Source organism: Pelagibacterium lacus, from assembly GCF_003345525.1.
GTDB classification, from domain to species: domain Bacteria; phylum Pseudomonadota; class Alphaproteobacteria; order Rhizobiales; family Devosiaceae; genus Pelagibacterium; species Pelagibacterium lacus.
Genome location: NZ_QQNH01000013.1, coordinates 61732 through 74551 on the forward strand (window position 1 = coordinate 61732; position 12820 = coordinate 74551).

Consider the following 12820-nt stretch of genomic DNA (forward strand, 5'->3'; position numbering starts at 1 on the left):
CCTGACTCTACCTTATTCCACGCTCGGAATCCCGAGTTCTTCAGGGGACTTGTCGATCATGGAGAGCTCATAGAGCTTCGCGGCCAACGCGCTTTCCATAATCTGGAGTCTTGCCTCGGCTTCTTCGCCATACATACCGGAAACGATCATACGACGCTCGTCGGCAAATGCCTTGATGGCTTCGCTTTGTACAGCAACCTCGAATGCCTCGTCGATGATCGCGACAATTGCCGGATCGGTGTCCTTCGGGATAGCCATACCCAGCCACATGCTGGCAGGAATATCATCGATACCGGGATATTCTTTGCCCGCTGCCGGAATGGGATCCAGGTCGTCAAGCACGTAATCGTCGTGCTCGATCATTGCCAGCGGACGCAAAGTTCCGGCGCGAAGATATTCAGCCTGCTCACCAACACCCGAAACGACCGCGTCGACTTCACGGCTCAATGCAGCAACATGGGCAGGAGCGGTCCCATCATAGGGCACATAGGTGAAATCGGCGTCAGTGGCCAATCCCAGCGCAAGGGCACGCATATGCCAGACACAGCCCAGCGGACAGTGCCCGACGGTCACGCTGCCCGGCTCGTCTCGTGCTGCCTGAAGCAGATCTTCAAGCGTTTGGTAGGGAGAATCCTGCGGCACGGAAATTACGCCGGGCGTGCCCCCGATAATCATATACCAACGCCAGTCGCTGGTCCCCTTGTCGAAATATTCCATTGCCTTGACGAGCTGCATGCCTTCCGAGGCACCAAGCCAGCTATATCCGTCATGAGGCTGATTCCAGACATGGGACATGGCAACCCCGCCGCCACCGCCGGTGCGGTTGACGACATTGATACGCATTCCGAGCTCTTCTTGCATAGCCTGGGCTAGCAACCGGTTCGTTCCGTCGGTTCCACCACCTGCGGACGCCCAGACGGAAATTTCGATGGGCTTGCTTGGAAAATCCTGCGCACCAGCGCCTCCGCTTGCGACCAGAGCCGTCGCAAAAGCAAAACTCGCAAATAAGTTCTTCATTCTCTGCTCCTCCTAACTTGTTAAGCAGCTTCGCAATTTTTTGACGTCCAGACACGATTCAGCTCGTGATCCGGAATGCCATACAAAGCAGTGAGCACCAATGCGGTGCTCTTCTAGAAGCCACCCATGATACCCTTCATCATCATTATATCAACGAATTGACTTATGCAAGAATACAGGCAAATAATGATGTTTTATTGCATTTTCAAAACTATTCTGCCTTATCTAACTGTAATATATATCTATTTTTTGTCGACTCCGTGCGGCTTCGGCGTCAGGATATGAAAATGCCCCGTAGAAGCTCCGGAATTTGTGATAAATTTCCGGCTCGCATGTTGATATCATGATGCAATTCAATCTTAGAGGATGCATTGTAAGGCAATGAGAGAATTGCGCGCGGTTGCACCACGGCGTACATAAAGCGTAAGCACTTTTGACATTCACATCATGGAGTTGACCATCCCGTGCCTCGTCGCCCCACAATTGCAGATATTGCCGAAAAGGCGGGGGTCAGCACCGCCACCGTAGATCGCGTTCTCAATGAACGCCGTCCGGTTTCTCAGAAAGCGGTACGGCAGGTGAACGAGGCTGCGGAAAAACTCAATTACTTCGCCAAGCCCCTCCTCAAGCGTCGGCTGGCCGAATTTTCGCCGGAACGAGCGTTCGCTTTCGTGATGCTGGGTCAAACACCCTATTTGAATAGTCTCGCTCAGGCGCTGATTGACGCCGTGGAGGCACGGCCCGATATCAATGGGACCGCGCAAGCGCTTTTTGTGGAAGAATTTCAAGCCAAGGCCATTGTCGATCAATTGCGCGAGGCTGAGGAAAATGCCGACGCCATCGGTTTGGTGGCTACGATCGATCATCCTGTGGTCGCGGACGAAATACGCAGAATGCGAGACGCCTCGGTCCCGGTAATTTCAATACAATCAACTCTGACCCAGGCGCCGACCGCTGGCCATGTCGGCGCTGCCGATCGTCAGGCAGGCCGAACCGCGGGATGGGCGATGAAGCGGTGCGTCTCGAAAACCGGCTCAGTTGAGATACTTATCGACGGTCTGCACGTCGATGGCTATCACAATCTCGAAATGGAAGATTGTGAAAGCGGCTTTACGAGCTATCTACGACAGCACGCTCCTAATTTGAGAATCGCCGGCACACACTCCTATCAAAGCGACGAAGAAGCTTTTGAGATCACCTCTCAGATCATTCAGGAGCGCTCGGGAACGGTCGGATACTACATTGTCGGGCGCGGGCACGATGGGGCCATCCGCGCCCTTCGTGACAACCTCTCGCCTGGCGACTTGTCGGTTGTATGCCATGATTTAACGGCAACGACCCGGAGTGCTTTAATGGATGGCTATGTGGATATTGTGATCGACACGCCGATACAAAGGCTCGCCGACAATGCCGTTAATGCCTTGTGCAGGATCATGAAGGCGCCAGACGAGGCGCCGATAAACATCAACATTCCGTTCGATATCTATACGCCCGAAAATATCTAGCGCCCCCGAAAGTGCCGCGCGCATCTTGGGTCGAAAAATGCTCGACCCGTCGCCCTATCCCAACCCGCCGAGGGAAACGTATTTGGTGACCAGATATTCCTCGATGCCCTGACGACCACCTTCACTGCCCACGCCACTTTCCTTGACACCGCCAAATGGCGCGACTTCCGTGGTTATAAAGCCCTCATTCACGCCGACCATGCCAAAGTTCAGGGCATCGGCAACCCTGAAGGCACGGCCGAGATCGCGCGTGAAGAAATACGCCGCCAATCCGTAAGGGGTGTCATTGGCCATACGCACGACTTTGTCTTCACCCGAAAAGCGGTGAACGGCCGAAACCGGTCCAAAAATCTCTTCCCTGGAGATTTTCATCTCTGTCGTGACGCCGGAAAGAACCGTAGGCTCAAAAAAGGTGCCACCGGATGCGTGCCGCCCGCCTCCGGCCACAAGACTCGCGCCTCGGTCGAGCGCGTCGGCAATCAGCGATTCGATTTTTTCCACTGCATCGAGGTCGATCAACGGCCCCAACTCAACACCGGCCTCGATACCCGGTCCCACCTTCAATGCACGCGTTCTCTGGGCCAGCTTGTCAACCAACTGGTCGTAGATACCGTCCTCCACAAAGAACCGGTTTGTGCATACGCATGTCTGGCCAGAATTGCGGTACTTGGCGACAACCGCAGCCTCTACCGCTTTGTCGATATCGGCGTCGGCAAACACGATAAAGGGCGCATTGCCGCCCAGCTCCATTGAAACCTTTTTGACCGTCATTGCCGACTGGGCCATCAACGTCTTGCCCACCTCGGTCGAGCCGGTGAACGTGATTTTGCGCACTTTGGGATTGGCCGTCAGCTCACGTCCAATTTCTCTGGCCGAGCCGGTGACAACATTTACGACACCCTCGGGAATCCCAGCCTTCTCCGCAAGTACGCCCCAGGCCAAACCCGAAAACGGTGTCTGCGACGCGGGTTTGATTACGACGGCGCATCCTGCGGCGATCGCCGGCCCGACCTTGCGCGACAGCATGGACGAAGGGAAATTCCAGGGCGTTATCGCTGCACACACGCCTATCGGCTCTTTATTCACCAGCAGCTTGCGATGTTTGAAAGGGGAAGGAACGATATCGCCATAAACCCGGCGCGCTTCCTCGGCAAACCAGCGGATATAGGCAGCGGACAGACCAATTTCGCCTCGGGCCTCTGAAATCGGTTTGCCCTGCTCGCTCGTAAGAATGTGAGCAAGTTCATCCACATTGGCGCGAATTGCATCGTACAATGCCATAAGCATGTCGGCCCGCTCTTGGGCCGAGGTATGGCGAAACGTTTCAAACGCCTTTGCGGCCGCCTCTATTGCCTGGCGGGTTTCGTCCGTTCCGCTTTTCGGTACCCGGCCGACGATGCTGCCATCAGCCGGATTGATCACATCGATCGTTTCGCCGGACGCGGCCGGCGCCCAATTTCCATCAATCAGGTTGACATTTTGGCGCAACAATTTGGTCATGGAAGATGGCTCTTTTCGTTGTAACACCGGTACGCTTGGGTGCCGCTGGCGGGTTAACTAAACGGCACGTTGCAATTGGTGATTGGCGGGTGAGGTCTTCGCACCAAATATATCGTCGCCTTTTGAAAAATGCGGTCGTCTGACCTGTATGGACCCGGGTCAGAATTGTTCGTTGCTGACACTTGATCCCTTGGGCGTGAACTGAATCTCGTGCGTCCAGCAGGAAGGATCCTGATGGTACAGATAGTGGAATCCATCCGCCACGGCGGCAGGGCTGACGAGATTTGCCCCCTTGTCTTCACCGGAGCTTAAAGCCCGTGTACCAGGTGAGTCGATTTGGCCGTCGACAATGACGTTTGCGACGTGGATGCCATGCTCGGTGTATTCGTCCGTCAGAACCTGAGCCAAAGCCCGAAGCTGGGTTCTCGGATAATAAAGCGATTCACCGAAACGTCGCTTGCGCCCCCGCAAGCAACTGGCGTTGTTTGTAAAAAATATCGCCCCGCTGCCCCGCTTTCGCATGCCTGGCAGGACTTGATTGACGACAAGAAACGGGCCCCGGCAGCTCACGGTTTGTGCAACGTCAAAATCGCTTATCGAAACATATTCGAGAAGTTCCTGTCCGGCCGGCAAGTGGCGGGCCGCGACGTGGCCGGCATTGTAAATCAACGCATCCGGCTCGCCCTCTTGTTCTCGAATGGAATTGAAGGCCGCGGCCACCGAGTCCTCGGATCCTAGGTCCATTTCAACGACCCGGCATGAGCCGCCCATATCTGTTACCGCTGCACAAAGCTCTGCTGCGTTTTGGGCGCGGCGCGTCGTCACAACGATCTGAAATCCGCTTTTGGCAAACCGCTGGGCAATGGCTCCGCCCACGCCCCAACGGACTTCCAATGGCAACGTGTCGCTGCCATCGGCATGCTGCCATTTGGACGTCGCACCAACAATAACGGCAATTGGCTGAAGTGGCATAGCAAGTTGTCCGTTCCAGTTTTCCGTCGCGCGATGACGCTAGCCCAGCTTATGGGCAGCCATGCGTTCGATTGCTGTCACCAGGGTCGAGTGATCCTTTTCACCGTCGCCATTGGCGGCGCACGAGTTAAACAACTCCTGCACCATCGCGGTAGCCGGAAGGGACAGCTTTAGTGCCTTGGCGTTTTCAAGAGCCAGGTCCAGATCTTTCTGATGAAGAGATATGCGGAAACCTGGATCGAAAGTTCTTTTGAGCATCCTTTCGCCATGCACCTCAAGTATGCGCGATGACGCAAATCCACCCATCAGGGCGTCGCGGACCCGGGCCGGATCGACCCCCGCCTTGGACGCAAAGACCAAAGCTTCGGCCACGGCCTCGATATTGAGCGCTACAACGATCTGATTTGCAACTTTGGCCACCTGTCCGGCACCGCAATCGCCTATCAAAGTGATGTTTTTTCCAAGTGCGGAGAAAATTGGCTTTGCCCGTTCAAAGTCCTCCGAGGCACCACCAACCATTATCGTCAACGAGCGATTGATCGCGCCGATCTGACCGCCAGACACCGGGGCGTCGAGGTATGCTGCACCGCTCTCCCTGATCCGCTTGGCAAAATCTTTGGTTTCAATGAAAGAAATAGAACTCATATCAATTACAAGGGCGCCGGCCTTGAGGTTTTCGGCGACACCTTTCGGTCCGAAAAGCACGCGTTCGACATGCGCGGTCTCGGGCAACATCAGGATAATAACGTCGGATTTTGCGGCAACTTCGGCCGGACTACCGAGGATATCCAGGCCAGCGTCGAGCAGCTCCTTGGCTGGCGCCGTTCGATGGATGACGCTCGAAACGCTGTAGCCATCCGCGAGGAGATTAAGACACATTGGGGCACCCATGACCCCAAGTCCGATCAAGCCGATCTTTTCCATTTTTTGATCTCCTACGTGTTTTGCATCCAGCCCAAACCATCTTCGGTGCCACCGAGCGGGGCGTATTCGCACCCGATCCACCCGTCATAGCCGGCCGCATCGAGCGTTCGGAAGATGAATGGGAAGTTGATCTCACCTGTCCCGGGTTCGTGACGTCCAGGATTGTCGGCAAGCTGAACGTGCCCGATATGCTTTGCGTGGGTCTGAAACGTACCGATCAGTTCTCCACGCGTGCGCTGCTGATGATAGAGGTCGAACTGAACGGCAATGTTGTCGCTTCCCGTCTCATTTATGATATCGACAGCCTGATCGACGGTGTTGAGGTAAAACCCTGGTACATCGAAGCGGTTGAGCGGTTCGATGAGCAACCTGATGCCGTGCTCTCCCAGTCGCTGTGCGGCAAAGCGCAGATTTTCAACGAATGTCGAGCGAACAAGGTCCGGATCGGCATCGGCTGGCATTATCCCTGCGAGACAATTGACCTTGTCGCACTCCAAAGTAGTCGCGTACCGGATCGCCTTATCTACGCCCTGCCTAAATTCTTCGGTCCTGTCGGGGAAAATCGCATTTCCACGTTCCCCCGCCTGCCAATTACCCGCGGGCAAATTGTGCAGGACCTGGGTCAGCCCATGGGTTCGCAGTTCATCCTTCAGGGCATCAGCTTCGAATTCATAGGGAAAAAGAAACTCTACGCCTTCAAATCCGGAAGCGGCCGCGCGGGCAAACCGCTCGGGAAACGGCACTTCATTAAAAAGCATTGTCAGGTTTGCACAGAATTTTGGCATACGAACTCCTCTGCCAGGCTGTCGGGTCATTGGCCTGATTTAGATCAGGCCAACACACCCCCATCGACGACCAGCGACTCGCCGGTGATATAGGCAGCCTCGTCGCTGGCAAGGAACACGACGGCTTTTGCGATATCGTCAGCTGTTGCGGCGCGGCCCAACGGGATCCTGCTGAGGCGACGGGCCTGAGCAGCCTCGAACCCTTCAGGGCTTGAGGGATTGCCCATATGTTCGATCGTTTGTTCGGTATCGACGGATCCCGGACAGACCGCATTAACGCGAATATTGTCGCCTCCGGCGATCCGAGCAAACGTACGGGTGGCCAGAAGCAGACCACCTTTGGACGCGGCATAAGCCGGGCTGCGACCGCTCGATTTGATACCGCCGATGCTTCCGGTGTTGATAATGACGCCGCCACCCTGCTTCTTCATTACCGGTATGGCGTACATACACGCAAAAAACGGCCCGTTTAGATTGATATCGATAACGCGGCGCAGACTTTCCGGCGTGGTATTTTCCAACGACTCACCGGCGACACCGGCATTGTTGAACAGGATGTCGCAGCTGCCGTAAAGCGAAACGGCCTTATCGATCATCGCCGAAATTTCGTCTTCCTTGGCCATATCCACCTTTAGAAACGTGGCTTGATGTCCGGCATCCCTAATCTCCTCGGCAACGGACATTCCAGCGCGTTCGGAGATGTCGGCGACGAGGATTTTGGCGCCTTCGGCGGAAAGGCGAATGGCACTGGCGCGCCCGATTCCGCTGGCACCGCCGGTGACAACTGCAGTCTTGTTTTTTAAGCGCATAACTTGGTGCTCCATGGCATCGCCCCTGTCTCAGAATTTGTTCTTGAGTTCTGAAAGCAGGTCATGAATGTCGGTTTTCTGCTCAAGATCGGCAACGTAATCGATGGTCCATTCGACCTTGCTTTCCACGAGCACATTGCGTGCAAATTTGCGGAACAGGTCGTGCACTTGACCTGATGTGAGTGGTTCTTCAGGTGCCCCGACAGGCCATTGGCGCTTGCCTTGGAAGGTTCGCCCGTCTTTTAACTTCACGACGATTTCGGCTGGATCGACATTAACGATGTGCGAGCGATCATTGTGTTGAACGATCTTCACCTTTTTGCGTGCAAGCTGGTATTTTTCGCTCCGCAAAACTTCCGGCTCGAGATGGATGAAATTCACATCCCTATCCACCAGTGCCACGCCGAGCGCATGCTGGAAGCTGAACTGCATTCCACCGACATCGGTCGGTTCAGGCCGATTGCAAAAATCCTCGGCAGGGCTGGTGTGCAGCTCAAGTACATCGACGTCGTTCACGTGGAAGTCGTGCTCTTTTTGCAGCCCCAGCAACAGATCTATGTATCGGTGGTTTGCAAAGCATACTGGGTATTTCTTGACCCAGATGTTTTTCATCTCCCAGACCTTGCCCAGGTCGCGCAGGATAAGATTGTCATCGATCTTGCCCTCGCCAACGATGTCGGTCAGATAGGCCGTCAACTGACCGGCCCCAGTCATACCCTCGCGTGCCATCTCACCCGCGATCAGACCCTGCATCGACTGCACGGCCGACTCATAAAAGTGAGCGTCGGTTCCGAAATTGCCTTCCCAGTTAGCGGGTGCGGACATCGCCAATCCCATGGCGTTGGCAATTTGGTCCGCATTAAGCTTGAGCAAATGCGCGACAGCAACAGCCGGTCCGACAGCACCGGGCAGGCAATGAAGGGCGAGATGCTGCGCACTGTAAATATTGGTTCGGGCGTGAACTTCGAGCCCAACCGCAATCGACTCCAGCAGTTGACGACCCGACACCCTATGCACTTCAGCCAAGGAAACGAGCGCGGGTATCACGGTTATGTCCCAGCTGACACCGCCACCATTGCGATCGAATTTATCGTCCTCCAGTTCGGAGGCGTGCGCCGAAAACGCATTGAGCAAGACCGCTTCCCAAAGAGAGGTCTTGAAATTTGCCCCCAGCACGGTTGCGTCGGTCGGCAATTTGCGGTTGCGAACAATTGCGGCAAATTTGCGGGACGCTTCGTGATCAGATCCCACCAGCATTCCTGCCAGCGTTTTCAAAAGCAGACTCTTGGCAAATTCAAGGACATCATCGGGAATATCGATGAAGCGTGTTCCAGCGGCGAACCTTGCAAGCTCCATCGTCGTACGATCGATCTTCAACTCTTATCTCCGTTCAAAAAAATGCTATGACAAAAGCGCGGCTGAAGCCGGATTGGGCGTTTGCGCCGTTCGTGCCAACCAAAGGCCAAATTGGCACATCATGTTCGGGATCATTTCCCAACGTTGAGGGGGGAATTCGGGCCAGATTTCGGGATAGTGGAACGTTCCGTCGTCGTTCTGGTTGGTCACCAGATGGCTTGCGTAGCGCCACGAATGCTGAGCAAATCTCGGCTCGCCAGTGACGGCAAATAGCGTCGTGCTGGCCCAGCACATCTTGTGGGCCGCGGTGTTATCCCAGAGCTGGGACGCGCGGGACACAGACTGATCGTAAGTTGCAATCGCAGCGTCCAGGAACCGCCTTTCGCCAGTGGCTCCGTAGGCATGGGCAAGCGCAGTTACGATCAATCCGACCTTAAAATATTTTTGGGAGGTTTGACCATGATCCACTACAGAGACCGGATTGCGTACCGATTCCACAGGTACAAGGCCTTTACCCTCCTGCCACTCGGTGAGGATCACCCTTTCTGGATCGGGTTGGGCGGCAAGGAGCTTTAACAGAAATTCTGCGCCCCGGCCCGCCGAGTCCGCGCGGCCGCTGCGCCCCAGACCGATGACGCTCATTGTTGTTGCATCGAAATCAATCTGTCCCGCGCGGGCGTCTCTCTCGTCACGCGACCCGAAAAAGCCCCCGCCGGGTGCCTGAAAGCTTTCGACAAATCCCGCCAATCTGGCAGCCAGATCATAGCATTCCGCATCATATGCGCCAAACAGGACCCACGACGGGACATAGGACACCATTCCATCCCGGTAAGCCGCCTGCCGCAACACTTCCTCGGGATCGGCCAAGTTCTTCTCAACATGGGCAAGCATACGCCGGGCATCCTGACGCCGCCCAACTTGAAGGCAAAAGAGAATTGGTGCGAAGTAAGCGCTGAGATCACCGCCCTCCTTCCAGCTCCCGCCTGCGTCAAGATGGCGATCGATCCAGCCATTTATCTTACTGAGCACAAGCCCGAGAGCTTCCGGCCCAAGAGCGGGCTGAGCGCCACCGACCTCAAAGTCGCGCGCCTCGTTTCTGTTTGTCATCACTTCCTACTCCCAGCTTCGCGATTTACGCCACCGCCCGCCATGGCGGCCAGCCGACCCCGTCGAGGCCGGCGAGCAGCATTGAGGCGGCCAGCTCAAATGACGCTCAAAATGCTGATGCAGCACATCATCAATAGGACACTTTCTTCTATCGATCAATAGTTCGGTTCAAATTGATGTTTTATTGCATAACTGAACGATCGTGCACCGGCGCCAGCTTTATATCATTGATTTTAAATATTAAAATTGTTCTAAGAACAGAGTTTTGGAATATTTTTGCCCCGCCTTCTTTAGGGTATGAACAGCTAAAAATGGCTGACCTTGGCTTTCGAGCCTCGTATATGATGTGATTACATCGTCATAGAGAGCGCGGTAGCGTCACCTCCGCGTCTGTGACTCGGACGGTACGGATGGGTGGCATTTGGAATGCGTTTGGGATTAGCGAGCCAAGCGCGCGTGAGTCCTGCCGGCCAGAACCGGTCTGCATAAACTCGAAATGAGCCTGTCGTCTGCTGACCAATATCTTGAATTTTTGTCAGCCGCGCGACAGCCCTGAACAACCAGGATGGCGCGAATCGCCCACTCCGCTCGGGAGTGCGCGATATATTGCGTAATCGCACCGAACGAAGAGCGTGCTTAAATCAGCGCTGTGCTGGAATTGGAGTTAGCGAAGCGGCGGAGCGCTGGATAACCGTTATCGCGTAACCACTCAGAGCCGGATTCAAAAGTTCATGAGATGGCACAGTCGTTTGCAAGCCTGCGTGTCGTAACCCTGATGCTGGCGATAGTGACCCATGCGGTTGCGCTTTCGATGGATTTCTCCCAGTCCTTTGCCAGCCTTTGGCATCGTCCGAACCATCCGAACGTGCGTTCCACGACCCATCGGCGTGGGAGTACGTGGAAGCCCTTGGCTGCATCGGAGCGCCGGATGATTTGAACGCTCCATTCACGCACCCTGCCAAAGCGGAACGGAGCTTGTCGCCTGCGTAGCCGCCATCGGCAAAGACATGGCGCAGCCAGGGGAAGCGGTGCCGGATGGCCTTGAGGAGATCGGGCGCACCGTCCCGGTCCTGGATGTCAGCGCTATGAACCAGTGCGAACAGCATCAGGCCAAGCGTGTCGGTGATGATATGGCGCTTGCGTCCTTTGATCTTCTTGCCCGCGTCATAGCCGGAAATCCCCCCGCTTTCCGTGGTTTTAACCGACTAGCTATCGATAACACCGGCTGTTGGAGAGGCCTCACGTCCTTCCAGTTCTCGCGTGGCTGCGACAAGGATGTGGTTGATGGTCTGGAAAAGACCGGTATCGCACCAGCAATAGAAATAGCCGCGCACGGTGGACGCCGGGGGAAAGTCCTTGGGCAGTGCCCGCCACTGACAGCCGCTGCCCGCGATATAAAGGATCGCGTTCATCACTTCTCTCATGTTGGCCGTACAAGGCCGCCCGCCGGACTTGGCCGGTGGGATCAGCGGCGCCAAAACCGCCCACTCCCGATCCGACAAATCTGTTGGATAACGCAAATGGTCCCGGTTATGCTGCCGGCGAGTGGTATCATCCCAGGGCATTGGATCCTCCATCTTCTCGACAAAGACGGTTGAATCACAACCCTTTGATATCACTCAACTACTTTTCGATCCGGCTCTAAATGGGCGGTTTTTCACGGGAATTCAAAATAATCAGGGGTCAGGCCCCGATCCTCTATATTTTCCTTGGTAATAATTTCGATCGGAATATAATTTTGAGATGACGTCGCATTTGCTGACGTCACAACCTCAAGCGTCTTTTCGGCAACCTTTTCCATATCCGGATGCAGAACGAAGTCGACTTCATCGCTCAGAAGCAGTCTACGTGTGTCCGGGGTAAGGTTATGAACTATGAGCTTGACTTTTTTGCTGAGCCCCCGCTCGGCGAGAGCATTAACGATGCCGACATGTCCACCTCCGACGCTATAAATTCCAATCAGATCGGAAAACTCATCGAGAAACTTGAGAACCTGTTTGTAGTTTCTCTTTTCATCATCATAGCCGATGATATTTGACAGAAAAAAGCGTCCCCCTGCGGAACGCATCACGCTCCTAAACGCGCTCTCACGCAGTTCGTGAGCTCGGAACAAGTACCCGCTCCACATTACCGCTGCAGTGCCTTGCTCTCGCACGATGCTGCTCATCAGCGCTCCGGCGGTCCGGCCGGCGGATCGATTGTTCAACCCGACATAGTGAGAGCCTTCCAGCCCATCCAGCGGCGACAGCAAAGCGACAACGCGCACATCTTTGCTCAACGCTTTCAGCACGACGTCGCGAACGGCTGGATGATCCAACGCCTGGAATGCGATGGCATCGACCCCCTCGTCCAGAGCCGCATTCAACGCGTCAGCGAGCCCGATAGGCTTAAGCTGCTTGGCCTGTGTAAAGCCAACTTGAACTCCAATGTTCTTCCCGCGAAGTGTTAGAGCGCGAACAAGTGCTTTGAGCTCCGGGCCTGCTGAACTTAGAACGACCGCCAACTTCATATAATTGAACCCCGCAAATAGACTGTCCCGACAATGGCATCGCCACCGGAATGAGCCCCAGTTGCCAAAATTTTCAAGGCGATGACGTCTATTATCTCACAGCAGTCATCAAGCGCAATGAACGGCCCATTTCTGATGTTATACCAAAACCTGTGGAATCTGACTCACGAGGGGTTTCTGGCTTGAGTTTGTCGTGATTCACCATCGCAAACGGTTGGAGGTTTGCGATGGCGGCGGCGGTGAAGCTTCGGGATGATTGAGAACGGCGGTGCAAAATTAGTCCACGGTAGCGGCTGGATTGTCCTGCTGCGGGCGGCTTAAAAGTCGTCCACCTAT

Annotated in this window: 11 protein-coding genes and 1 pseudogene; 1 reads left to right on the plus strand and 11 read right to left on the minus strand. The window is 55.1% G+C overall.

What is annotated here, in order from left to right; genetic code table 11:
• Nucleotides 1-12: 12 nt before the first annotated feature.
• On the minus strand, nt 13-1017 hold the full coding sequence (locus DVH29_RS10420; protein ID WP_114646112.1) for a Bug family tripartite tricarboxylate transporter substrate binding protein: 1005 nt from the start codon (nt 1015-1017) through the stop codon (nt 13-15).
• Between the two features lie 464 nt (nt 1018-1481).
• On the opposite strand from DVH29_RS10420, the gene DVH29_RS10425 reads away from it, so the two are divergent.
• Complete coding sequence (locus tag DVH29_RS10425; RefSeq protein WP_114646113.1) at nt 1482-2522, plus strand: LacI family DNA-binding transcriptional regulator; 1041 nt, start codon at nt 1482-1484, stop codon at nt 2520-2522.
• A 54-nt stretch (nt 2523-2576) separates the two neighbouring features.
• Here DVH29_RS10425 and DVH29_RS10430 read toward each other — a convergent pair whose 3' ends face one another.
• From DVH29_RS10430 to DVH29_RS16525, 10 genes and pseudogenes are all read right to left on the minus strand, one after another.
• Nucleotides 2577-4022, minus strand: coding sequence for an NAD-dependent succinate-semialdehyde dehydrogenase (locus DVH29_RS10430; RefSeq protein ID WP_114646114.1), 1446 nt, complete (start codon nt 4020-4022; stop codon nt 2577-2579).
• 159 nt (nt 4023-4181) lie between these two features.
• Nucleotides 4182-4994, minus strand: a complete 813-nt coding sequence (locus DVH29_RS10435) for an SDR family oxidoreductase (RefSeq protein ID WP_114646115.1) — start codon at nt 4992-4994, stop codon at nt 4182-4184.
• Between the two features lie 39 nt (nt 4995-5033).
• Entirely contained in the window at nt 5034-5918 is an 885-nt protein-coding gene (locus DVH29_RS10440) for a 2-hydroxy-3-oxopropionate reductase (protein WP_114646116.1), read from the minus strand.
• A gap of 11 nt (nt 5919-5929) precedes the next feature.
• A complete protein-coding gene (gene hyi / locus DVH29_RS10445; RefSeq protein ID WP_114646117.1) occupies nt 5930-6703 on the minus strand; it encodes a hydroxypyruvate isomerase in 774 nt (257 codons plus the stop codon).
• Nucleotides 6704-6747: 44 nt separating this feature from the next.
• Nucleotides 6748-7527, minus strand: coding sequence for an SDR family NAD(P)-dependent oxidoreductase (locus tag DVH29_RS10450; protein WP_114646118.1), 780 nt, complete (start codon nt 7525-7527; stop codon nt 6748-6750).
• Nucleotides 7528-7542: 15 nt separating this feature from the next.
• Nucleotides 7543-8889 carry an MmgE/PrpD family protein gene (locus DVH29_RS10455; protein WP_114646119.1) on the minus strand — a complete coding sequence of 449 codons (1347 nt, stop codon included), beginning with the start codon at nt 8887-8889 and terminating at the stop codon, nt 7543-7545.
• A gap of 24 nt (nt 8890-8913) precedes the next feature.
• The gene (locus tag DVH29_RS10460) at nt 8914-9975 is read right to left on the minus strand and encodes a hypothetical protein (RefSeq protein WP_114646120.1); all 1062 of its coding nucleotides are present in this window, start codon (nt 9973-9975) and stop codon (nt 8914-8916) included.
• A gap of 729 nt (nt 9976-10704) precedes the next feature.
• A pseudogene (locus DVH29_RS10465) lies at nt 10705-11540 on the minus strand (IS5 family transposase).
• Nucleotides 11541-11632: 92 nt separating this feature from the next.
• A complete protein-coding gene (locus DVH29_RS10470) occupies nt 11633-12484 on the minus strand; it encodes a substrate-binding domain-containing protein (RefSeq protein WP_114646121.1) in 852 nt (283 codons plus the stop codon).
• Between the two features lie 91 nt (nt 12485-12575).
• On the minus strand, nt 12576-12820 hold a 245-nt coding region (locus tag DVH29_RS16525), incomplete at its 5' end, for a hypothetical protein (RefSeq protein WP_210206252.1).